Source organism: Pseudomonas sp. JL27(2026) (genome assembly GCF_056933555.1).
On record NZ_CM167794.1, the window covers coordinates 4,704,483 to 4,726,398 of the forward strand.

20 protein-coding genes are annotated in these 21,916 nt (G+C 60.9%); 14 read left to right on the forward strand and 6 right to left on the reverse strand.

The window, feature by feature from the left end:
- Window positions 1-29: 29 nt before the first annotated feature.
- The 3 genes from AC1Z1G_RS21310 to AC1Z1G_RS21320 form a co-directional block, all read right to left on the reverse strand.
- Window positions 30-1,295, reverse strand: coding sequence for a hypothetical protein (locus AC1Z1G_RS21310; RefSeq protein ID WP_483622341.1), 1,266 nt, complete (start codon window positions 1,293-1,295; stop codon window positions 30-32).
- Window positions 1,295-3,817 carry a CS1-pili formation C-terminal domain-containing protein gene (locus AC1Z1G_RS21315; protein ID WP_483622342.1) on the reverse strand — a complete coding sequence of 841 codons (2,523 nt, stop codon included), beginning with the start codon at window positions 3,815-3,817 and terminating at the stop codon, window positions 1,295-1,297. The genes AC1Z1G_RS21310 and AC1Z1G_RS21315 overlap by 1 nt, the downstream gene beginning before the upstream one ends.
- A gap of 108 nt (window positions 3,818-3,925) precedes the next feature.
- Window positions 3,926-4,411 (reverse strand): CS1 type fimbrial major subunit, encoded by a 486-nt coding sequence (locus AC1Z1G_RS21320; protein WP_483622343.1) that lies wholly within the window; start codon window positions 4,409-4,411, stop codon window positions 3,926-3,928.
- A gap of 528 nt (window positions 4,412-4,939) precedes the next feature.
- Here AC1Z1G_RS21320 and AC1Z1G_RS21325 point away from each other — a divergent pair.
- Both AC1Z1G_RS21325 and AC1Z1G_RS21330 read left to right on the forward strand, forming a co-directional pair.
- A complete protein-coding gene (locus AC1Z1G_RS21325; protein WP_483622344.1) occupies window positions 4,940-5,518 on the forward strand; it encodes a PadR family transcriptional regulator in 579 nt (192 codons plus the stop codon).
- Window positions 5,515-6,300 (forward strand): siderophore-interacting protein, encoded by a 786-nt coding sequence (locus AC1Z1G_RS21330; protein ID WP_483622345.1) that lies wholly within the window; start codon window positions 5,515-5,517, stop codon window positions 6,298-6,300. Before AC1Z1G_RS21325 ends, AC1Z1G_RS21330 begins: the two co-directional genes overlap by 4 nt.
- 125 nt (window positions 6,301-6,425) lie before the next feature.
- On the opposite strand, the gene AC1Z1G_RS21335 is transcribed toward AC1Z1G_RS21330, so the two are convergent.
- On the reverse strand, window positions 6,426-7,097 hold the full coding sequence (locus AC1Z1G_RS21335; RefSeq protein WP_483622346.1) for a Pr6Pr family membrane protein: 672 nt from the start codon (window positions 7,095-7,097) through the stop codon (window positions 6,426-6,428).
- A gap of 9 nt (window positions 7,098-7,106) precedes the next feature.
- Complete coding sequence (locus AC1Z1G_RS21340; RefSeq protein ID WP_483622347.1) at window positions 7,107-7,337, reverse strand: VF530 family protein; 231 nt, start codon at window positions 7,335-7,337, stop codon at window positions 7,107-7,109.
- Window positions 7,338-7,594: 257 nt separating this feature from the next.
- Between AC1Z1G_RS21340 and AC1Z1G_RS21345 the strand changes: the two genes are divergently transcribed.
- The 3 genes from AC1Z1G_RS21345 to AC1Z1G_RS21355 are packed head-to-tail and all read left to right on the forward strand — an operon-like array spanning window position 7,595 to window position 10,776.
- Window positions 7,595-8,569: an L-tyrosine/L-tryptophan isonitrile synthase family protein gene (locus AC1Z1G_RS21345; protein WP_483622348.1), complete on the forward strand. Its 975-nt coding sequence runs from the start codon at window positions 7,595-7,597 to the stop codon at window positions 8,567-8,569.
- Window positions 8,570-8,607: 38 nt separating this feature from the next.
- Window positions 8,608-9,486 (forward strand): TauD/TfdA dioxygenase family protein, encoded by an 879-nt coding sequence (locus tag AC1Z1G_RS21350; protein ID WP_483622349.1) that lies wholly within the window; start codon window positions 8,608-8,610, stop codon window positions 9,484-9,486.
- A 9-nt stretch (window positions 9,487-9,495) separates the two neighbouring features.
- Window positions 9,496-10,776: a glycosyltransferase gene (locus AC1Z1G_RS21355; RefSeq protein WP_483622350.1), complete on the forward strand. Its 1,281-nt coding sequence runs from the start codon at window positions 9,496-9,498 to the stop codon at window positions 10,774-10,776.
- Here the strand turns inward: AC1Z1G_RS21355 and AC1Z1G_RS21360 are convergent.
- Complete coding sequence (locus AC1Z1G_RS21360; protein WP_483622351.1) at window positions 10,743-10,991, reverse strand: hypothetical protein; 249 nt, start codon at window positions 10,989-10,991, stop codon at window positions 10,743-10,745. The two genes, AC1Z1G_RS21355 and AC1Z1G_RS21360, sit on opposite strands and share 34 nt — an antisense overlap.
- Between AC1Z1G_RS21360 and AC1Z1G_RS21365 the strand changes: the two genes are divergently transcribed.
- The 9 genes from AC1Z1G_RS21365 (at window position 10,990) to cmoB (ending at window position 21,833) form a co-directional block, all read left to right on the forward strand.
- Window positions 10,990-12,372: a carbohydrate porin gene (locus tag AC1Z1G_RS21365; protein WP_483622352.1), complete on the forward strand. Its 1,383-nt coding sequence runs from the start codon at window positions 10,990-10,992 to the stop codon at window positions 12,370-12,372. The genes AC1Z1G_RS21360 and AC1Z1G_RS21365 overlap by 2 nt on opposite strands.
- Window positions 12,373-12,604: 232 nt before the next feature.
- On the forward strand, window positions 12,605-15,016 hold the full coding sequence (locus AC1Z1G_RS21370) for a glucose/quinate/shikimate family membrane-bound PQQ-dependent dehydrogenase (RefSeq protein ID WP_483622353.1): 2,412 nt from the start codon (window positions 12,605-12,607) through the stop codon (window positions 15,014-15,016).
- A 372-nt stretch (window positions 15,017-15,388) separates the two neighbouring features.
- Window positions 15,389-15,727, forward strand: a complete 339-nt coding sequence (locus AC1Z1G_RS21375; RefSeq protein ID WP_483622354.1) for a hypothetical protein — start codon at window positions 15,389-15,391, stop codon at window positions 15,725-15,727.
- The gene (locus tag AC1Z1G_RS21380) at window positions 15,715-16,116 is read left to right on the forward strand and encodes a HEAT repeat domain-containing protein (protein ID WP_483622355.1); all 402 of its coding nucleotides are present in this window, start codon (window positions 15,715-15,717) and stop codon (window positions 16,114-16,116) included. The genes AC1Z1G_RS21375 and AC1Z1G_RS21380 overlap by 13 nt, the downstream gene beginning before the upstream one ends.
- 123 nt (window positions 16,117-16,239) lie before the next feature.
- Window positions 16,240-18,660 (forward strand): endopeptidase La, encoded by a 2,421-nt coding sequence (gene lon / locus AC1Z1G_RS21385; protein WP_483622356.1) that lies wholly within the window; start codon window positions 16,240-16,242, stop codon window positions 18,658-18,660.
- A gap of 228 nt (window positions 18,661-18,888) precedes the next feature.
- Window positions 18,889-19,281 carry a protease inhibitor I42 family protein gene (locus AC1Z1G_RS21390; protein ID WP_483622357.1) on the forward strand — a complete coding sequence of 131 codons (393 nt, stop codon included), beginning with the start codon at window positions 18,889-18,891 and terminating at the stop codon, window positions 19,279-19,281.
- 2 nt (window positions 19,282-19,283) lie between these two features.
- Window positions 19,284-19,919: a lysoplasmalogenase gene (locus AC1Z1G_RS21395; RefSeq protein ID WP_483622358.1), complete on the forward strand. Its 636-nt coding sequence runs from the start codon at window positions 19,284-19,286 to the stop codon at window positions 19,917-19,919.
- A 217-nt stretch (window positions 19,920-20,136) separates the two neighbouring features.
- Window positions 20,137-20,880 (forward strand): carboxy-S-adenosyl-L-methionine synthase CmoA, encoded by a 744-nt coding sequence (gene cmoA, locus AC1Z1G_RS21400; RefSeq protein ID WP_483622359.1) that lies wholly within the window; start codon window positions 20,137-20,139, stop codon window positions 20,878-20,880.
- On the forward strand, window positions 20,877-21,833 hold the full coding sequence (cmoB, locus tag AC1Z1G_RS21405) for a tRNA 5-methoxyuridine(34)/uridine 5-oxyacetic acid(34) synthase CmoB (protein WP_483622360.1): 957 nt from the start codon (window positions 20,877-20,879) through the stop codon (window positions 21,831-21,833). The genes cmoA and cmoB overlap by 4 nt, the downstream gene beginning before the upstream one ends.
- Window positions 21,834-21,916 lie beyond the last annotated feature (83 nt).

Below are 21,916 nucleotides of genomic sequence, written 5' to 3' on the forward strand. Positions count from 1 at the left end.
ACTGGCCTGGCCGATCGATGCGCGGGCCATCAGGCTTCCGAATCCCAGATCACCGTGACTTTGCCGGAATAGTGGCCTGGCTGACCGGGGGACAACATGAACCCCATCTGATCAGCCGGGACCTCGAAGTGCAGCACACCGGGGGCTCTGTCCACATAGAAACCCGGTTGAAACTGTGGCGCGCTGGCCGCACCGGTTCGTAGCCGCAGATGCTTGACGGGTTGCCCGGCAAGATCCGTCAACCCGTTGGGCAGGCTGGTGCTGACCTGTACCTCGACCGCACGTCCGGAGACAGAGTCCCTGATCATGCATTCGAAGGAAGGTGCCGAAATCTCGCATTCCAGTTGCATCTTGAATTTCGATGACGCCGAGATAGTGAACGTCTGATCCCGGAACAGCCGCACCGGCTTGCGTCCGGCCTGCAGCCAGCCTTGCCAGCCACCCGGCGGCACCAACTGGACCTTGTTGCCTCCTGGAGGAATTTCGACCTTGAGGGTGTGTTGAACATCCAGCGTGAAGTTCAAGGTCAATGTCGTGTCGTCGGGTTGCATGAGATCCCCCATGTCGAAATCCTGACGCGGCCCAACGCTGAAAGTGATCGGACCGTGGTATTTACCGCTTTTCATACCCAACGGATCAGGGGTGATCAACTGATAAGCAAATACGAAATACAGGAAACGAAAGGACATCGGAATTTCAAACAACGCTTGTTTGGAGCAGGCTCCCGCGCCCAGAGGTACTTTCCAGAAACTGTTGAAACCTCGCTGCCCAACCGTAGACCACCCCACGCCCTGACAGGGTGACGGCGCATACAACCATGACCCGCCTTGCCACAGTCGGTCCCAACCCGCCCCGCCCACGATGCCCGTCAATTGGACAATCGGTACCGGAATCTGCGACTCATGACCAATACCGGCAATGCGAATTTTGACAGTAGCGCGCTCTCCGGACTCATGAGTGACGATCACATCCCGCCATTCCGACGGCACCTTGGCCATTCCGCCCTGGCGTGGATCGGCATGGCGGGCGCGGATCGGCGCATTGGCGGTAAAACTGATAGGCGCAATCAGACTGAACAAACCTTCCGGTTCACAGGCTTTGGGCACTTGAGTGCAGAAGCCTTGAGATGCCGTTTTGTTCACGAACTCATTTTTATGCGGGGCTGACGAATCCGGTGTGAAGACCGCATCGATATCGATCACCGCCGCACTTGCCGGTGCCCAACACATCACACAGAGCACCGTCAGCGATGCCCGGCGGCTCAGCTCTCTTCCAAACCTGTTGAACCTGTTCATCAGCCCGCCTTCTCAGCCGTATAGGTTGCATCCGCCAACGTGTCCGGGCTGCAACGCAGATCCCCGATCATCAGCACATTGTTTTCCGTGCGCCCCGCCTTGGGGTCCAGGCGAAACTGGCACAGCAACTGATTGCCATAACGCACTTCCAGGGTCGGCGAACCGGCGTTCATTTCCATGGAGAAGAACCCGTCGACTTCACTCACTCCACGGCTGGCGTGGTTGATGATGTGATGGCCCTTGAGCGGCCGGCCCTGAGGGTCGAGCAAGCGACCGAGCACCGTCAGGGTTCGCATCACGCGGACCTTGCGGTAGTCCACACCGCCCTTGTTCAGGTGATAACTGGAGCGCGCAGGTTGAATGGTTGCCGCCGGTACATCGGTACCGTCGAAATCGAAGCTCACCGAGCTGTTTTTATAGGCGGTGATCGGGATGAAGTTGCGCCCCGGGCGCAAAGCCGCGCTACCGCCACCCAGGTCGTCGACGCGCAAGGCAATGTCGTCGATGTCGGACTCGACGTCGACGATCATCCCCGCGCCGCGCCCCTGATACTGGCTGGTCATCACTATGTTCCGGGCTCCCATGGCCACCGTGCTGTCCAGGTTCAGGCCACCGGTGAAGTTACCGTTATAGGAAGAGCGCTGAACAAACCCGTCGCCATTGATGGCGTCGGTACGAAAGTTCGCCAGGCTGGACAAGCCGACGCCATAGGTGTCGGTGATCGCCGTGGCCGACACGCTTTGCAGCACATGGTCCTGAAAGTCTTTGCGGTAGCCGAGCGAGGCATTGTTGTCGCGGCTGCCGTCACGCGCAGTGCGCGAACCGATACTGCCCGACCACTGCTGCCCTGGCCCGCCCAGCGCCATGCTGATACTCAGGTCGACCCCGCGATTGCGCGCATCGCCGCTGCTGAAACTGCCGGGGCGGTCGAACAGCGACAGCCGCCATTGGGCGTCGCTGCCAAACACCACGCTGCGTTGGGTCCAGCCCAGGTCGACGCCCACGCCTTCGGTGTTGCCCTCACTGTGGGAAACCCGGGCGTTGAGCGAACTCTTGCGGCTGACCCGATGGTTCAGCGCCAGCGATGAATTACTGGTCTGGCCGGTGAACACATTGCGTTGGCGCACACGGGTGCCGTCGGGCAGGGTTTCGTAGATATCGCGAGTGTCGAGCCAGCTGCGGTTGTGGCTGATCACCAGACTGCCGGCGCCATAGTTGTAGAGGCCTTGCAGATCCGCGCCGGTGCCGTGGTCTTCGGTCTGATAGAGGTTGGCGTACAGGCTGGTGCTGTTGGCCAGGGTCCAGTCGATGGAACTGCCGTATTGCAGTTTTTCGCGCACCTGACGCGCCGACAGCCCAAGAATGACCCGTGGGTGCAGCAGGTAATTGATCGAAGCCCCTGCCGTTGCACTGCCACTGGCCTGCTGGTCCCAGTTGCTGAGCAGTTTGGTTTCCTGCCCGGCAAACAGGTTGTAGCGCCAGCGCTCATCGTGGTTGCGCCAATTGCTCGGTTTGTAGACCAGTTCCAGGGTCGTCGAGGTGATTTGACCGTCCTCGATCAGTCGCACTTCCACTTCATAAATGCCGCCGGGCAATGGCCGGGTGTCGAGCGTCTGCAAACCTGTCTGTACCGATTGGGTATTGATCAACAGGCCATCGCGGTAAATCTCCACCGCCGCCTGGCGGTTGGCCGTGACATAAATCGGATAGACGCTGGGTTTCGGGCTGTTGATCGCCAGGCTGTCGGAACTGCCATACATCACGCCCACGGCGGTGTCGGGGCTGGTCCCGAACGAACGTGGCTGACGGGTCAGGCCTTCGGAGTTGGGGGTGAAGTAGCCCAGCCGTGCAAAACTGCCTTGCAACTCGCGTTGGGTATAGAGCTCATAGACCGAGTGATAAAGCTTGTCATCCGGCCCGCCAAGGCGGGCCAGTTGCAGGTTGAGGGTCTGGCTCCAGTTGCCCAGGCTGCCACTGGCCTCAAGGCCAAAACGGCCGCCCAGGTCCTGATCCTGCCCACCATTGAGATTGAGCTGGTTGCGCACCATCAGACCGCTGCTGCCACCTTCGGGCTGGTTGTAATAACGCTTGGTTTCAGTGTCGCGCTCGGCATGTTCTGTGACGATCGACACCAATGAGTTTTCAAGGTTGTAGTGGATTGCCAGCATTTGCTGCGGACAGGTGCCCGTGCAGGCACCCAATGGCACCCCGTGTGCCAGATAGTCGGCCCAGATTTCACGTTCACTGGCGCTGAAGCGGCTTTCGCTGACATCAGTAAATTCAAGCAGGGTAATGCGATCATCACGGGACAACACAATCATTGCCTCGCCGAGTGGTTGTTGATCACGCTCAACCCGGACAGCCAGTGGCACCTCGAAGAAGTGCTCCTCAAACTCCGCGGGCAGACCTTTGGCCTGAGCCAACAAACTTCTGGGCGTGTTACCAACAGCAGTAGGCGCTGCCAGTGCATTGCTACAAAACAACAACGCAAGCGCAGCCGCGATGGGCGTCATCGGGAACATGAAGACGTACTCTATTTACAAATAAGTTAAAGCCCGGTCGGCAAACAGGAGTACTTGCCAACCGGTTGCGTTACTTAGGCAAGTAAGCGTTTATTGTCATGCCGGGATTCATTCCGGAAGAACGGCGTCAAATATGATATTGGCTTCACCGGTGTAGTCTCCGGCCGGCGGAACGGCACCGGCCACGGAAATCCGCAGAGACGCTCGGAAGTTATCATTGGACTCTTCCTCGCCGACAACCTTTTTCGGTACGGTACCGAGTTCCTCGTTATTGATTTCCACTCTCACGGGTACGACGGTCGATCCTGACTTGAGCGTGGCCGGGGTTGCCAGGCTGGCGAACACCGAACCATTGTTGTTGCGCACATCAAAGAAACCGGTCACTTCCCGCATCGCACCGGTAGCCGGGTTATGGCTCATATCCTGATCTTTGTTAACCAGGTCCCAATTCGTCGGCACCACGTAGAAACCATCCGTCGGTACGTGAGCCACCAGACTAATGGAATGTTCAGCTTTGCCGGCCGCAAACACGACCGAAGTACTCAGAGCCAGGACAGCCAAGGGAGCAGTCATCACGAATTTCTTGAACATCATTCAATACCTGTTTTTTAAATGAATTGGATCATTGGAAGTTAAGACCACCGGCCAAAAATATTAAAAGATGGCGTTTTGTCTCAACTTCCAACGCCGACAAATGATCGGGCAATTCCTATGGAAAGTAAGCAGGCAAGTTCCGGCACACCTGTAGCCATGACGCCGCAAGCCTAGTGTGACAAAACCTGAAATATCGAAAAATGCGGTTATTAGCCGTAAGAGTCAGACTACAAACAGAAAGAAGAGAAAAACAATACAGAACTTTGACCCACGCTGTGTCCGTAAGACCTGTACCACACAACTAGCAAACACAGGCCAAACTCCCACTATTAGAGAGTTAACACTAATTTTCAAACATGCACCTGATTTAAAACCCGCAAATAATCGATAGGAAAAACGCCCGGGCATGTGTCCGGGAGCGGCACGCCCCTTTGCTCGGCTCCTGCGTCCGACCGTTGGTCCCCAGGCCTTGATTTCTCGTAAAGATATATCTTAAGTTGTATCTAAACACGACGAGAGCACTTAAAAATGAGAGACCATCATGTCCACCGCGAACACGCCGACAGCCGCGATGGCTTCGAAAAACGCCCTGGCCCCGGCCGTGAACGCGGTGGTCGCGGCCCTCGGGTATTCGCCCCCGGCGACCTGAAATTGCTGCTGCTGGCCCTGATCGCCGAGCAGCCGTGCCACGGCTATGACCTGATCCGCCAGATCGAAAGCATGTTCGACGGCGCCTACAGCCCCAGCCCCGGAGTGATCTACCCGACCCTGACGTTCCTGGAAGAAAGCGAAATGATTCTGGGCGACGCCGATGGCGGAAAAAAACGCTACAGCATCACCGACGCCGGACGTCTGTCTTTAACAGACCAGGCGATTGCCCTGGACGGTGTGCGTATGCGCATCGAGGTCAGCAAGCGTTCGTTGCGCGGCCACGACCGCCCCGCCGAAATCCACGAGGCGGTGCACAACCTGCGTCACGCCCTGCAAATGCACCACGGTCGCTGGAGCGCCGAAGAGATTCTTCGGGTACGCGACCTGCTCAACAACACCGCCAAGGCCATTGTCGATGGCCCCACCCCACTCGCGGCACAGGAGAACGCCGAATGAATTCAGTGAACGTGCAAACCATCCACCGCGTCAGCCACGAAATCAAACGCCGGTGCCTGGAAGTGCTGCGCGTGGTCGACCTGACCCCGCGCATGCGCCGCATCACCCTCGGCGGGCCGCAACTGGCCGGGTTTGTCAGCGAGGGCACCGACGACCATGTGAAGTTGCTGTTCCCGCAGACCGCCGAAGAACAGGCCGCGCTGGAAACCCTGGTGATCGGTGCCGGCAAGAACAATGGCCCGATGCCCGCCATGCGCGACTACACCCCGCGCCGCTACGACCTGAACACCCTGGAGCTGGACATTGACTTCGTGCTGCACGGCGATGGCCCTGCCTCGACCTGGGCCGAACAGGCCAAACCCGGTCAACACCTGCACATCGCCGGGCCACGGGGTTCGATGGTGGTGCCGGATGTCTTCGACAGCTATTGGCTGATCGGCGACGAAACCGCTATCCCGGCCATCGCCCGCCGTCTCGAAGGCCTGGCCGCCAATCGGCGAGCGCTGGTGATCATCGAAGTGGCCAACGGTGCCGAACAGCAGGTGCTGGAAAGCGCCGCGCAGGTGGAGGTGATCTGGGTCCTGCGTGACGACAGCAAAAACACCCTGCTGAGCACGGTGCAGCACGCGCAGGTGCCCGGTGGCGCCCTGTACGCCTGGGTGGCGACCGAGAGCAAAGTCTCACGGCAGATTCGGCGGGTGTTGCTCGATGAGAAAGGCTTGAACCAGGACTTTGTGAAAGCCGTGGGCTACTGGAAACTGGACGACAGCGACGAGGAGTAACCACCTTGCGGGCCTCTTCGCGAGCAAGCCCGCTCCCACACTTGATCGATGGTGTTCACAAACGCTGTGTTCACTGATGAATTAATGTGGGAGCGGGTTTACTCGCGAAGGCGATGCCACAAACACTACACATCCATACCTTTGCCAAGACGTCCGCGCCACCGATCCAGTGCGACCACCCACAGCGCAATCACCACAAACCCAAGCAAGATCCCCCCAGCGTTGAGGAACACCTGGGGGTAACCGAGTTTCTCGACATTGATGAACGGGTATTGATACACCCCCATCAGGTGCCCGCGCAGCAACGCATAGGCGAAATACACCAGCGGATAAATCACCCAGCAACCGACATGCCTCAGGCGCAAGCTGCCCTTGGGTACGCAGAGCCACCAATAGAGCAGAAACAGCAGCGGCATCACGTCGTGCAGCAATTCGTCGGCGAGTAACTGCCAGCCTTCGGGATGCCATAGATGGCGCAATAACAGGCTGTACGCGAGCCCAACCACGGCGATACTTACGGCAATCGCGCTGCTGACCGATGGCTGCAAAAACCAGCGTCGCGCCGCCGACTCCCGGGTTGTCAGCTCACAGGTCAGCACCACCGCCACCAAGGTGTTGGTCAACACGGTGAAAAAACTGAAAAAACTCACCAGCCCGCCGAGCAAACTCGCCCCGACGCTCCAGCGCCCGTACAAAATCAGGTACAGCTGAATGCTCAACCCGACCCAGCCCAGCACCGCCGCCACGCGAATGGAAGCGCGCATCCCCCGTGATCGGGCAACCGGCTCGGCGTGCATCGCGGCTCCTTAAAGCGGACGCTTGGTACGCATCAGCTTCACGTAGAGACGTTCGACCTTCTCCCGCGCCCATGGCGTTTTACGCAGGAACGTCAGGCTGGACTTGATGCTGGGGTCACTCTTGAAGCAACGAATGTCGATCCGCTCGGCAAGCCCCGACCACTCGTAGTGTTGAACCAGCGCCGTGAGGATCTGTTCCAGCGTTACGCCGTGCAGCGGGTTGGTGTTCTGTTCGGTCATGCCAGGCCTTTGAGCGAAGTAGGAAAAGGAAGCCGCGCACCTTAGCCGAGGGGGTCGTCCGGTGGAAGGACCTTGCGCAATGGCGTTCGTCAGATGCGAGCTTAACTGTAGGAGAGTTCCAGGCGTTGCGTCGCTGTTCGTGACACTCCGGCTGCGCACACAAAAAAACTGAAACCTATACATATGTACCGCACGTGGCCCTTTCGCCCCCTTCACGCTGGCGCCCTCTTGTTTCCTACAACAGATGGAGCCTTTTCGTGCACGGAATCCCTAGCCAATCCACCGCTTCAGTCATCCTCGACGAAATCCTGCAATACCGCCGACGCTTTTCAGCGGCCGACCAAGACCTTAGCGCAGAAAACCGATTGGTGCGGCAAACCCAATTGCCGCGCATCGAAGCCTTCGTGGCCCAGAACCGGCCGATCGAGTTTGTGCTGCCGGCGTTCCCGGCCAAATCGCCGAACCCCAACAAAGTGCTGGGCGAAGTGCCGGACATGGCCGAGAAACTCTCGCTGACCTTCCTCAATGAGGTCTGCCGCACCATCCAGCAGCATTACGCCCCCGGCGCACGGCTGACGATCTGTTCCGACGGCCACGTGTTTTCCGACCTGATCGGCGTTTCCGATGCCACCATCAACGTCTATCAGGACCAGATCAAGGCGTTGATCCGCGATGAAAACCTGCAACACCTGGCGGTGCTGAACCTGGGTGACATTCAGGAGTTCTCGGCACTGATCGGCAACTACGACGCCCTGCGCGACACGCTGATCAAGGGCTATGCCGACCCGCTGGACGCCATCCGCGATCAACTGATCAGCGACGAGGACGGCACCCGGTTGTACCGCGCCATCACCCGTTTCCTGTTTGAAGACGGTTTGCTGCCGGACTACCAGGGTTCCAAGACTGCGCTGCAACGCGACGCCCGGCAACGCGCCTACGGGGTGATCCAGAGCAGTTGGGCCTGGGGCAATCTGCTGGCCCGGTGCTTTCCCGACGCGATTCGGCTGTCGATCCACCCGCAACCGGCGTCGAGCCTGAAGATGGGCATCCACATGCTGCCGACCAAGGACGACTGGTTGACGCCATGGCACGGCACCGCCGTCGACATCGATGGCAGCTTCGTGCTGATGAAGAAGGCCGAAGCCCTGGAAATCAACGCCGAGCCGGTGTGGATCGATGGCGCTCACAGCCACTACCAGGTCACCACCCAGCCGCGCGCCGAAGTGGCCTGAGGGCCACGTTCTCCCAGCCTCCACATCGGTGAATCACCATGAACCCACACACGCGTTTTCACATCACACCCCATCAGCCTTTCGGCCTGCTCATCGGCCCGGCGTTCAGCGGCCAGACCGTCGAGCAACTGCCGGTCAGCGAGCTGCGAGCGCTGGCCCGCGAGCATCACTTGCTGATCCTGCGCGGCTTTGCGCCGACCTTCAGCGACTCACCGTCGCTGACCCGCTACGCCCAGCAGTGGGGCGAAATCAAAATGTGGCCGTTCGGTGCCGTACTGGATGTGCGCGAACACCACGACGCCACCGACCACATCTTCGACCACAGTGGCGTGCCCTTGCATTGGGACGGCATGTACAAGCCGACCATTCCCGAGTTCCAGCTGTTCAACTGCCTGCATGCCCCCGCTGAAAACGAGGGCGGTTGCACCACGTTCCTCAACACCCGCGCCCTGCTCGCCAACGTTCCGCCCGCCGTTCTGGAGCGGTGGAAAACCGTGCGAGTGACTTACCGCATCCAGAAAGTCGTGCACTACGGCGGCGAGGTCTGCTCGCCGCTGCTGGTGGCCGACCCGCGTGACGGGCAGTGGGTGCTGCGCTACAACGAGCCGGCGGAAAAGGACAAACGCTTCCTCAACCGTCACGCGCTGGAGTACCACGGCCTGGCGCCCGAGCAGGTTGAAGCCTTCGAACAGGACCTGCACCAGCGCCTGCACGACCCGCGTTTCTTCTACGCTCACACCTGGCAGCCAAACGACGTGGTGATCGCCGACAACTTCTCCCTGCTGCATGGCCGCGAAGCCTTCACCGCCCGCTCTGCACGGCACTTGCAGCGCGTGCACATCCACGGCTCGCCCGTGTGCCACAACACCGCGCTGGCCCATGCCGGCGACGGTCTGCCCACCGCAGTTCAAGGATAAGGACTTCCCATGGCACGTATTCTGATTGCCTCCACCGCGACGCCGGGGCATGTCTTCCCGCTGCTGAAAATCGCCGAACACCTGGTCCGCCACGGTCATGCCGTGACCGTGCTCAGCGGCAAGCTGTTTCGCCAGGACGTGGAAAAAACCGGCGCGCAGTTCCAGCCTTTCGAGGAGCGTATCGACTTCGATTACCGCCACCTCGAAAGCCACTTCCCGCTGCGCGCCACGTTGCCGCCAGGGCCTGCGCAAATGGCCCTGGCGCTAAAAAACTTCTTCGCCGACGCCATGCCGTTTCAGGATCAGGACCTGCGGCGGTTGATTTCGCAACAGGCCCCCGACGTTGTGCTGATCGAAAACACCTTCTACGGAGCGCTGCCGTTACTGCTGGGGCCCAAGGATCAGCGCCCCAAAGTGGCCTGCATCGGCGTGACACCGCTGACCCTGTCCTCACGCGACTCGATTTTCTACGGCCCACGGATTCCGCCTGCCGTACTGCCCGACGACCTGAGCCGAAGCACGCTGGTCGAGCCGTCCACTCAACAATTGATTGACGAGGTGCAGGCGTACTTCAACGCCACACTCGGCGCCCACGGGCATCCACCGTTGCAATCGGCGGTGACCGACAGCCTGATTCTCAACGTTGACCGCTTCCTGCAACTCTCGACTCAGGCTTTCGACTACGCCCGCGCCGAACTGCCCGCGACGGTGCAGTTTGTCGGCCCGCTGAACGTCAAACACCCGAATGGCCAGAGCGTCGCCGAACTGTTTCCCGGTGACGAACGACCCTTGGTGGTGGTGACTCAGGGCACCCTGGCCAATGCCGACCTGAACCAGTTGCTGTTGCCAACCCTGCGCGCCCTGGCCGACCTGCCGGTCAAGGTGCTGGCCCTCACAGGGGGGCGGGAAACCGACGCGGTGGCACCACAAAACGCCCGCATCATCGACTTCGTTTCCTATGTCGACGTGCTGCCCGAGGCGAGTGTGTTCATCACCAACGGCGGCTTCGGCGCCATCAATGGCGCCCTCAGCCATGGCGTTCCGGTGATCGTTGCCGGCACCGGTGAAGACAAGGCCGAAACGGCGGCGCGAGTGGTCTGGGCACGCTGCGGGATCAACCTGGGCACCAGCTATCCGACAGAACAGGCGATCAGCGAAGCGGTCGAAAAAGCCCTGCGAACCCCGTCGTTCAAGGCAAACGCCCAAGCGATTGCAGAGGACTTCAGCCGTCACGACGCACTGGCTGCCCTCCACACTCAACTGGGGCTGCTGATACCGCCGCAGCACTGATCGGCCTGATCCGAACTGACTGTTACCAAATCAGAAATGATCCATGTCAATAAAAGCGCTTTCTCTCCCAGAGGCAGCGCTTTATCCTTGCGGCCTTCACGCTGAACCGTTTCACCTTCTTCCTTGAAATCAACGGTCCATGCACCCGCTGCAGCATTCGGGTGCGCGCCCGGTATTCGTGTCCATCCCCAGAAAAGATCTAAGACTGCCTCCATGCCCGACTTCCAGACATTCAAAGACAGCGCTGTCCGACGCACGCGCTCTCGCGCCACATCCCTGAACCTGCTTGTCAGCGTCAGCGCTTTTGGCCTCGCCACCTGCGTTCAGGCCGCGCCGGCCTTCGACAGCGATTCACCGTGGATGCTCGGTGACTGGAACGGCACGCGCACCGAACTTTCGGAAAAAGGCTACGACTTCAAAGTCGATTACACCGGTGAAATGGGCAGCAACCTGCACGGTGGCTACGACCACGACCGCACGGCGCGCTACAGCGACCAGTTCGGCTTCGGTACGCACCTGGACTTGCAGAAGATCCTCGGTTGGGACGACGCTGAATTCCAGCTGACCATTACCAGGCGCAACGGCAACAACATCAGCAACGACCGGATCAATGACCCGCGTGCACCGGGCTTCACCTCGGCCCAGGAAGTCTGGGGCCGTGGCCAGACCACCCGGCTGACGCAGATGTGGTATCAGCAGAAATTCTTCGACCAGACACTCGACATCAAGGTCGGTCGATTCGGCGAAGGCGAAGACTTCAACAGCTTCCCTTGCGACTTCCAGAACCTGGCGTTCTGCGGCTCCCAGGTCGGTAACTGGGCCGGTGGCATCTGGTACAACTGGCCCGTTAGCCAGTGGGCGCTGCGGGTCAAGTATCACCTGACCCCCGAGCTCTACGCCCAGATCGGTGCCTACGAGCAAAACCCGTCGAACCTGGACCGCGACAACGGCTTCAAGCTCAGCGGCAGCGGCACCCAGGGCGCCGTCCTGCCGGTGGAACTGGTGTGGACACCTAAACTCAACGGCCTGCCAGGCGAATACCGCGCCGGTTACTACTACAGCAACGCCAGCGCCACCGATGTTTACAAGGACCGCAACGGTCAACCGGCCGCCCTCAGCGGCGAAGCCTACCGCAGCGCCTCAAGCAAGCACGGCGTGTGGCTGGGCGTACAGCAACAGTTGACCAGCCGTGCCAGCGACCATTCGCGCGGCCTGAGCGTGTTCGCCAACGGCACGATGCACGACAAGAAAACCAACGCCGTCGACAACTACGTCCAGGCGGGCGTCGTCTACAAGGGCCTGTTTGACGCCCGCGCCAAGGACGACATCGGTTTCGCCATGGCCCGGGTTCACGTCAACCCGGCCTATCGCAAGAACGCCGAGGCTGCCAACCAGGCGCACGCGGTCTTCGATTACGACAACCCGACCTACCTGCCGCCGCAAGACACCGAATACAGCGCCGAACTCTATTACGGCGTGCACCTGACCGACTGGCTGACCGTGCGCCCGAACCTGCAATACATCCGCCATCCGGGCGGCGTAGACAAGGTCGATGACGCGCTGATCGGCGGGATCAAAATCCAGTCGTCGTTCTGACCAACAACACAAAAAACCTGTGGGAGCGGGCTTGCTCGCGAAGACGGTGGGTCAGTCACGTTGATGTCGAAGCTGACGGCCCCTTTGCGAGCAAGCCCGCTCCCACAGGGATTGCATGAACCAAACAGTCTCTAACCAAGTTTCACTTTTCCAACTGAACCCTGCCCATGCCTGATCGTCATCTACAGTGAACAGGCGCGGGACTACTTAAAACGTCACGGAGAACCACACTATGAGCACTGATGGTGCTTTGAGTCGAAGCCGTCTGCTGCCGAGCCTGCTCGGTATCGTGCTTCTGCTAATGGGCCTGGCCTTGCTGGCCGGGGGGATCAAGCTGAGCATGCTCGGCGGCTCGCTGTACTACCTGCTGGCCGGTATCGGCCTGCTGCTGACCGGGGTCCTGCTGCTGGCAGCCCGGCGTGCGGCGCTGGGCGTGTACGCACTGGTGCTGTTCGCCAGTACCGTGTGGTCGCTGTGGGAAATCGGCCTCGACTGGTGGCAACTGGTGCCGCGCCTGTCGCTGTGGTTCGCCCTTGGCGTGGTCATGCTGCTGCCGTGGTTCCGCCGTCCGTTGCTGCGCGATGGCGCTGCACCGATGGCCACCGGCGCGCTTGGCGTGGCCGTGGTACTGGCGGGCGCGACAGCCATTGCCAGCCAGTTCACCCACCCTGGCGAAGTCCTCGGCGAGTTGGGTCGTGACAGCGCCGACATGACCAGCACCGCGCCACAAATGCCCGAAGGCGACTGGCAGGCGTATGGCCGCAGCGAATTCGGCGACCGCTACTCGCCGCTGAAGCAGATCACCCCGGCCAACGTCGGCAAACTGCAAGAAGCCTGGCGCATCCGCACCGGTGACCTGCCGACTGCTGGCGACCCGGTGGAGCTGACCAACGAAAACACCCCGCTGAAGGCCAACGGCATGCTCTATGCCTGCACCGCCCACAGCAAAGTGCTGGCGCTGGACCCGGACACCGGCAAGGAACTCTGGCGTTTCGACCCGCAGATCAAAAGCCCGGTAGGCTTCAAGGGCTTCGCCCACATGACCTGCCGTGGCGTTTCCTACTACGACGAGAACGCTTACGCCAAGGCTGACAATGCCTCGGCCGCCGCCGTCTCCGAAGCAGGAAAAGCCGTGGCCCAGGCCTGCCCGCGTCGCCTGTACCTGCCGACCGCCGATGCACGCCTGATCGCCCTGAACGCCGACACCGGCAAAATCTGCGAAGGCTTCGGCAATCAAGGCGTGGTTGACCTGACCCAGGGTATCGGCCCGTTCACCCCGGGCGGTTACTACTCCACCTCGCCCGCCGCGATTACCCGCGATCTGGTGATCATGGGCGGTCACGTCACCGACAACGAGTCGACCAACGAGCCGTCCGGCGTGATCCGCGCCTTCGACGTGCGCGATGGTCACCTGGTCTGGAACTGGGACAGCAACAACCCGGACGCCACCGAACCGCTGGCACCCGGCCAGATCTACAGCCGCAATTCGGCGAACATGTGGTCACTGGCCAGTGTCGACGAAAAACTGGGCATGGTGTACCTGCCACTGGGCAACCAGACGCCTGACCAATGGGGTGGTGACCGCACGCCGGGCGCCGAGAAATTCAGCGCCGGCATGGTTGCGCTGGACCTGGCCACCGGCAAGGTGCGCTGGAACTACCAGTTCACTCACCATGACCTGTGGGACATGGACGTCGGCAGCCAGCCAACCCTGCTCGACCTGAAAACCGCCGACGGCATCAAGCCTGCGCTGATCGCACCAACCAAGCAGGGCAGCCTGTATGTGCTCGACCGTCGCGACGGCACACCGATCGTGCCGATCCGCGAAATCCCGGTGCCACAAGGCGCGGTCCCGGGCGATCACACCGCCCCGACCCAGGCCCGTTCGGACCTGAACCTGCTGGCGCCGGAGCTGAACGAGAAAGCCATGTGGGGCGCAAGCCCGTTCGACCAGATGCTGTGCCGCATCCAGTTCAAGGAGCTGCGTTACGAAGGCCAGTACACCCCGCCGTCGCTCCAGGGCAGCCTGATCTATCCGGGTAACGTCGGTGTCTTCAACTGGGGCGGCGTGTCGGTCGACCCGGTTCGCCAGATGCTGTTCACCAGCCCGAACTACATGGCGTTCGTTTCCAAAATGATCCCTCAGTCCGAAGTGGCTGCGGACAGCAAGCGCGAGAGCGAGACGGCCGGCATACAACCCAACAAAGGCGCACCGTACGCGGTGACCATGCACCCATTCATGTCGCCGCTCGGTGTACCTTGCCAGGCACCGGCCTGGGGCTATGTGGCCGGTATCGACCTGACCACCAACAAAGTGGTCTGGAAACGCAAGAACGGCACCAGCCGCGACAGCTCGCCGATTCCGATCGGCCTGCCCATCGGCGTACCCAGCATGGGTGGCTCGATCGTCACGGCCGGCGGCGTCGGCTTCCTCAGCGGCACGCTGGACCAATACCTGCGCGCCTATGACGTGAACACCGGCAAGGAACTCTGGAAATCGCGCCTGCCGGCTGGCGGCCAGGCTACGCCGATGACCTACACCGGCAAGGACGGCAAACAGTACGTCTTGCTCGTCGTCGGTGGCCACGGCTCCCTGGGCACCAAAATGGGCGACTATGTGATCGCTTACAAACTGTCGGAATAAGCGTTAGCGGCAGTAAAGACAAAGGCGACTACCGTGAGGTAGTCGCCTTTTTTGTGGATCGCAGATTGATCTAAAGTCATGCGCGCCCCAACCACTCAGGCCGACCGGCAGGTCGCCGTGCTTTGACTTTGATCCACCCGCCCCTTCGCGAGGGAACGCCGAGCCTTGGCGAGGTGCCGTACGCTTGGGGCGGGCGTTTTTTTGCTTACTTTTTTTTGGCGCTTGTAAAAAAAGTGAGTCGCCGTAAGGGCGAAACCCTAAGTGGCCACGACCGCAGAAACGGATATGTACATCTGAAAGAGATTGGCCGGCTTATCGCAAGCAAACCTGATTACACTGCATCCCCCCAGCGTTCAAAGCATCGGCGCCCACATGATTGACCTCGGTTACCTGCACGGCACAGTCACATTCAATGACCTGTCGACCCTCGACAATGTCGACGTGCACGATCAGCTCGACTCATTGAAAGAAGACCTGCTTCAGGTCCAGTATCCGCAAAACCTGCTGATCGACGTCGGCTGGTATCCCGAGTTCTGTGCCGACGGCGCGTTTCGGATCTACATCATCCAGGACCAGCAGTGGGATTATCCCTGCGCGCAGACCCACGCAAACTCCCTGCAAACACTTGAACAGGGCTTGCGAGAAGCTCAGGCAATGATCGAACGCATCATCGGAAACGCCGATCACGGAGCCCCCCCATGGACACCTTGAACGCCTGGATCGGCGACAGCGAAAGCAGCCCCTGGAGCGAATACCACTGCGAGCACGTGGCAAAAGGCGTACTGGCCAACTTCAGCACCGCGCAATGGGAACAACTGCACCAGTGCATCACCACCCAGCCGCAGCACTGGCAAGCACGCTGCGCCGAGGCGCTGGGGGCGGAACGCTCCACCCACGCCATCAAGTTGCTCAAAACCCTGCTGCTGGCCTCGCCTTACCTCAACGTTCGAGCATCCGCCGCCTGCGAACTCGAGTGGGCTGATGCGCCCATCGAAGCGATGTACGCCGCCAGCATCCAGGACGTTTTGCAGCACCTGCCCCACGACGCAATAGAGCCCGAACTGCCGAGCCTGCTGGCCAGGGCCGAGTCCGGCCAGTAGCAGCTCAGGCACCTGTCCCCGACCTGAACACCGCCCATGAAATACCTGCTAACAACCGCCCCCCATTGAAACCACCCCGCACCTGCCCCATCTAACTCCCATACCCCATTGCGCAGGTGCCCCATGAGCGACCAGCAAGCATTCCCCGAAAACCCGAGCGACTACGCCGACCCCGAAAACGCCGACCCCCTCACCTCGCAAGGCAAAGGCCTGGCCCTGCCGGGACAGAACCTGCCGGACAAGGTCTACGTCATCCCGATTCACAATCGGCCGTTCTTCCCGGCGCAAGTGTTGCCGGTGATCGTCAACGAAGAACCCTGGGCCGAAACCCTGGAGCTGGTCAGCAAGTCCGACCACCACTCCCTTGCCCTGTTTTTCATGGACACGCCGCCGGAAGATCCACGGCATTTCGACACCAGCGCCCTACCGCTCTACGGCACGCTGGTAAAGGTCCATCACGCCAGCCGGGAAAACGGCAAGCTGCAATTCGTCGCCCAGGGCCTCACCCGCGTGCGCATCCGCACCTGGCTCAAACACCATCGCCCGCCGTACCTGGTGGAAGTCGAATACCCGCACCAACCGAGCGAGCCGACCGACGAGGTCAAGGCCTACGGCATGGCGCTGATCAACGCGATCAAGGAACTGTTGCCGCTCAACCCGCTGTACAGCGAAGAGCTGAAAAACTACCTCAACCGCTTCAGCCCCAACGACCCGTCGCCGCTGACCGACTTCGCCGCCGCCCTCACTTCGGCGACAGGCAACGAGCTGCAAGAAGTGCTCGACTGCGTGCCCATGCTCAAACGCATGGAAAAAGTCCTGCCGATGCTGCGCAAGGAAGTTGAAGTTGCGCGTTTGCAAAAAGAAATCTCCGCCGAAGTGAACCGCAAGATCGGCGAGCACCAGCGCGAGTTTTTCCTCAAGGAACAGCTCAAGGTCATCCAGCAGGAGCTGGGCCTGACCAAGGACGACCGCAGCGCCGACGTCGAGCAGTTCGAGCAACGGTTGGTGGGCAAGGTCCTGCCACCGCAGGCGCAAAAACGCATTGCAGAGGAAATGAACAAACTGTCGATCCTGGAAACCGGCTCGCCGGAATACGCGGTCACCCGCAACTACCTGGAGTGGGCCACTGCGGTGCCGTGGGGTGTTTACGGGGAAGACAAACTTGACCTCAAACACGCACGCAAAGTGCTCGACAAACACCATGCCGGGCTCGACGACATCAAGGACCGGATCCTTGAGTTCCTTGCGGTCGGGGCCTACAAAGGCGAAATCTCCGGTTCCATCGTGTTGCTGGTCGGCCCCCCGGGCGTGGGCAAGACCAGCGTCGGCAAATCCATCGCCGAGTCGCTGGGCCGACCGTTCTATCGCTTCAGCGTCGGCGGCATGCGCGATGAAGCCGAGATCAAGGGCCACCGCCGCACGTACATCGGCGCACTGCCAGGCAAACTCGTCCAGGCGTTGAAAGACGTTGAAGTGATGAACCCGGTGATCATGCTCGACGAGATCGACAAGATGGGCCAAAGCTACCAGGGCGACCCGGCCTCGGCGCTGCTGGAAACCCTGGACCCGGAGCAGAACGTCGAATTCCTCGACCATTACCTGGACCTGCGCCTGGACCTGTCCAAAGTGCTGTTCGTCTGCACCGCCAATACCCTGGACTCGATCCCCGGCCCGTTGCTCGACCGCATGGAAGTGATTCGCCTGTCGGGCTACATCACCGAAGAAAAAGTCGCCATCGCCAAGCGTCACCTGTGGCCCAAACAGCTTGAGAAAGCCGGGGTATCGAAAACCAGCCTGAGCATCAGCGACAGCGCGCTGAAAGCCTTGATCGACGGCTATGCCCGCGAAGCCGGTGTGCGTCAGTTGGAAAAACAACTGGGCAAACTGGTGCGCAAAGCCGTAGTGAAACTGATCGACGAACCTGCAGCTGTGATCAAGCTCGGTCCCAAAGACCTTGAAGCCTCCCTCGGCATGCCGGTGTTCCGTAACGAACAGGTGTTGTCCGGCACCGGGGTCATTACCGGTCTTGCGTGGACCAGCATGGGCGGCGCGACCTTGCCGATCGAAGCCACACGTATTCATACCCTCAACCGTGGCTTCAAGCTCACCGGGCAACTGGGCGATGTGATGAAGGAGTCCGCCGAGATCGCCTACAGCTACGTCAGCTCGCACCTCAAGCAATTCGGTGGCGACGTGAAGTTCTTCGACGAAGCCTTCATCCACCTGCACGTTCCGGAAGGTGCGACGCCGAAAGACGGCCCGAGCGCCGGCGTGACCATGGCCAGCGCCCTGCTCTCGCTGGCGCGCAACCAGCCGCCGAAAAAAGGCGTGGCCATGACCGGCGAACTGACCCTGACCGGGCATGTCCTGCCGATTGGCGGCGTGCGCGAGAAGGTGATTGCGGCGCGGCGCCAGAAGATCTTCGAACTGATCTTGCCAGAGCCTAACCGGGGTAGTTTTGAAGAACTGCCGGACTACCTGAAAGAAGGGATTACCGTGCACTTCGCCAAGCGCTTTGCGGATGTGGCGAAGGTGTTGTTCTAATCAAAAGCCCCTCGCCCCAACCCTCTCCCGGTGGGAGAGGGAGCCGATCCTTGTTGCCTTTAAACCTGAGTTCGGCTCGATACTTCAGGTCGATGTACCTTGTCCGATCACCTCGATCAGTTCCCTCTCCCTCCGGGAGAGGGTTAGGGTGAGGGCTGGCGCTGTCACACTTTGTCTCATCTTCGGTTATGCTCGCCGTTCGTCGTGAAAACCGGAGCGCTTGACCCTATGTCCCCCATCCGCCTGCTGTTACCCCTGAGCCTCGCCCTGCTGGCCGCCTGCGCCAGCTCGCCGAAACAGAACGTCACGGTGGAGGCGCAGGACGAATGCCCGGTCACGCTCACCAGCGGTCAACACCTGATCCTGACCCTGCCAAGCAACCCGACCACGGGTTATCGCTGGGCGATCCAGGATTCAGCGGGCGGCGTGCTGCGCGCAATCAGCCCTGAGGTTTACACCAACCCGCAAAACACCGGGCTGGTGGGCAGCGGCGGGCAATCGACCTGGCGCTTTCAAGCCTTCTCCGCCGGCACCGGGCGTTTGCGCCTGACCTCTCAACAGCCGTGGGAACCGGAAGTGGAACCTGCGCAAACCTTCGACTGTGCAATTACGGTGAACTGATCATGGGCTGGCTGATTCTGGCGCTGATGGGCGCGGTGACCTTTCTTTACGGGACGAGCGTTCACGCCGACTTGCTCTGTTTGCTGGTCAAGCCGCTGCCGGTGCTGGCGTTGCTCGGCTGGCTGCACGATGCACCGCCTACCGAGTATCGCCGCTGGATCAGCCTGGGCCTGATGTTTTCACTGGTGGGCGATGTGTTGCTGGCGATGCCCATGGACTTGTTCGTGTTTGGCCTCGGGGCGTTTCTGGTGGCCCACCTGCTGTACGTGAAGGCCTATGTGAGCGATTGCCGTCGGTGGGCGCTGTTGCCACTGCTGATCGCGCTGGCGGCCGGTGCCGTGTTGCTGTGGGTGCTGACCTCCAAAGGCCTGGGCCCCTTGCTGATACCGGTGATCGTTTATGGCCTGACCATCAGCGCCATGCTCTGGCGAGCGCTGGCGCGGCTCGGCACCGACGTGCCCAAGCGCTCGGCCTGGCTCGCGGCGGCGGGTGCGCTGGCGTTTGTGTTTTCTGACAGCGTGATCGGTATCAGCCGTTTTGTGGAGCCGTTCGCCGCCGCACCGTACCTGATCATCCTCAGTTACTGGCTGGGGCAATGGGGGATCACAGCGTCGGCGTTCCACCAGAAACCGCGCTGAATCCTGTGGCGAGGGAGCTTGCTCGCGCTCAACCCCAGCCCCGCACGTTCACCGGGAGACGACTGCTACGCAGCCGAGCGCGAGCAAGCTCCCTCGCCACAACCACTGATCTGCCATGCAACCGGTGGAACGTCGGCGGTTTATCAGACAACCCGCGCATCCCCTCGCCAACTTGGCTAAAATGCCGGCCTTTTCCACCTCCACCGCTGGAACCGTCGTGAGCAAAGAACCCGATCGCCTTTTCGCCCAACCCCTGGCCCAGGTGCCTGACTTCGCCTTTAACGAGGACGTGGTGCGGGTGTTCCCGGACATGATCAAGCGCTCGGTGCCGGGTTACCCGACCATTGTCGAAAACCTCGGCGTGCTCGCGGCGCAATTCGCCCAGCCGGGCAGCGTGCTCTATGACCTCGGTTCGTCCCTTGGCGCGGTGACCCAGGCGCTGCGCCGTCACGTGCGCACCGACGGTTGCCGGGTGATCGCGGTGGATAACTCGGCGGCGATGGTCGAGCGCTGCCGCGAATACCTCAACGCCCAGGACTCGATGTTCCAGGAGTTGCTGCCGGTTGAAGTGATCGAAGGCGACATCCTTGCGCTGGATTTCAAACCGGCCTCGGTGGTGGCGTTGAACTTCACCCTGCAATTCATCGCCCCGGACCAGCGCCTGGCACTGCTGGGCCGTATCCGCCAGTCGCTGTTGCCGGGCGGCGCGCTGATCCTCTCGGAAAAACTGCGGTTTGAAGACAGTGAGGAGCACGCCCTGCTCACCGACCTGCACATTGCCTTCAAACGCGCCAACGGCTACAGCGAACTGGAAATTGCCCAGAAGCGCAGCGCCATCGAAAACGTCATGAAGCCCGACAGCCTCCAAGAACACCGCGAACGCCTGCTGGCGGCCGGGTTCTCGAAAGTCGTGCCGTGGTTCCAGTGTCTTAACTTTGCCTCGTTGATTGCCTTGCCATGATTGATCTGTCTCCCCTCGCCCGCCGCCTGGCCGGTACACCGCTGGCCGCCTGGGCCAACACCCTGCAAGCGCAACTCGATGCAAAGATGGAAAAGGGCCATGGCGACCTGGAACGCTGGCAGAGTGCGCTGGACGCGTTGCCGAAGATCCAGCCAAGCGAAGTCGACTTGCTGAACGGCTTGACCCTGGACACTGACTGCGACGATGAGACCCGTGCACAAATGCGCACCGCGTTGATGGGGTTGTCGCCATGGCGCAAAGGGCCATTCGACCTGTTTGGCGTGCACGTCGACACGGAGTGGCGCTCGGACTGGAAGTGGTCGCGCGTCGCCCCACACCTGGACCTTGTGGGCAAACGCATCCTTGATGTCGGCTGCGGCAACGGCTACTACATGTGGCGCATGCTCGGTGCCGGTGCCGACAGCGTGATCGGCGTCGACCCGAACTGGCTGTTCTTCTGCCAGTTCCAGGCCGTGCAGCGTTACCTGTCCGAGCCGTCCGCGTGGCACCTGCCGTTTCCCTTCGAAGACCTGCCGCCGAACCTGGAAGGCTTCGACACCGTATTCTCCATGGGCGTGTTCTACCATCGCCGCTCGCCGATCGAACATTTGCTGGCGTTAAAGGATTGCCTGGTCAAGGGCGGTGAGCTGGTGCTGGAGACGCTGGTGATCGAAGGCGACGAGCAACAAGTGCTGATGCCCGAAGACCGCTACGCGCAGATGCGTAACGTGTGGTTCCTGCCGTCGGTACCAGCGCTGATGCTCTGGCTGCGCCGCGCCGGGTTCAGCGATGTGCGCTGCGTGGACGTCAGCATGACCACGGTGCAGGAACAGCGCGGCACGGAGTGGATGAAGTATCAGTCCCTGAGCGACTTCCTCGACCCGCACGATCACAGCAAAACCATCGAAGGCCTGCCGGCACCGATGCGCGCCGTCATCGTTGCCCGCAAATAAAACACCGATCTCCGCACCAATGGAGATCAAAATGTGGGAGCGGGCTTGCTCGCGAAAGCGGTAGATCAGTCAACATCTCTGTT

Coding starts and splice junctions, on each gene's coding strand:
- AC1Z1G_RS21320 (WP_483622343.1), bottom strand. CDS start 4,411: ATGATGTTCAAGAAATTCGTGATGACTGCTCCCTTGGCTGTCCTGGCT.
- AC1Z1G_RS21365 (WP_483622352.1), top strand. CDS start 10,990: ATGCCCGACTTCCAGACATTCAAAGACAGCGCTGTCCGACGCACGCGC.
- AC1Z1G_RS21370 (WP_483622353.1), top strand. CDS start 12,605: ATGAGCACTGATGGTGCTTTGAGTCGAAGCCGTCTGCTGCCGAGCCTG.
- AC1Z1G_RS21360 (WP_483622351.1), bottom strand. CDS start 10,991: ATGGAGGCAGTCTTAGATCTTTTCTGGGGATGGACACGAATACCGGGC.
- AC1Z1G_RS21350 (WP_483622349.1), top strand. CDS start 8,608: ATGAACCCACACACGCGTTTTCACATCACACCCCATCAGCCTTTCGGC.
- AC1Z1G_RS21395 (WP_483622358.1), top strand. CDS start 19,284: ATGGGCTGGCTGATTCTGGCGCTGATGGGCGCGGTGACCTTTCTTTAC.
- AC1Z1G_RS21315 (WP_483622342.1), bottom strand. CDS start 3,817: ATGTTCCCGATGACGCCCATCGCGGCTGCGCTTGCGTTGTTGTTTTGT.
- AC1Z1G_RS21390 (WP_483622357.1), top strand. CDS start 18,889: ATGTCCCCCATCCGCCTGCTGTTACCCCTGAGCCTCGCCCTGCTGGCC.
- AC1Z1G_RS21325 (WP_483622344.1), top strand. CDS start 4,940: ATGAGAGACCATCATGTCCACCGCGAACACGCCGACAGCCGCGATGGC.
- AC1Z1G_RS21340 (WP_483622347.1), bottom strand. CDS start 7,337: ATGACCGAACAGAACACCAACCCGCTGCACGGCGTAACGCTGGAACAG.
- AC1Z1G_RS21330 (WP_483622345.1), top strand. CDS start 5,515: ATGAATTCAGTGAACGTGCAAACCATCCACCGCGTCAGCCACGAAATC.
- lon (WP_483622356.1), top strand. CDS start 16,240: ATGAGCGACCAGCAAGCATTCCCCGAAAACCCGAGCGACTACGCCGAC.
- cmoB (WP_483622360.1), top strand. CDS start 20,877: ATGATTGATCTGTCTCCCCTCGCCCGCCGCCTGGCCGGTACACCGCTG.
- AC1Z1G_RS21375 (WP_483622354.1), top strand. CDS start 15,389: ATGATTGACCTCGGTTACCTGCACGGCACAGTCACATTCAATGACCTG.
- AC1Z1G_RS21380 (WP_483622355.1), top strand. CDS start 15,715: ATGGACACCTTGAACGCCTGGATCGGCGACAGCGAAAGCAGCCCCTGG.
- AC1Z1G_RS21355 (WP_483622350.1), top strand. CDS start 9,496: ATGGCACGTATTCTGATTGCCTCCACCGCGACGCCGGGGCATGTCTTC.
- AC1Z1G_RS21335 (WP_483622346.1), bottom strand. CDS start 7,097: ATGCACGCCGAGCCGGTTGCCCGATCACGGGGGATGCGCGCTTCCATT.
- AC1Z1G_RS21310 (WP_483622341.1), bottom strand. CDS start 1,295: ATGAACAGGTTCAACAGGTTTGGAAGAGAGCTGAGCCGCCGGGCATCG.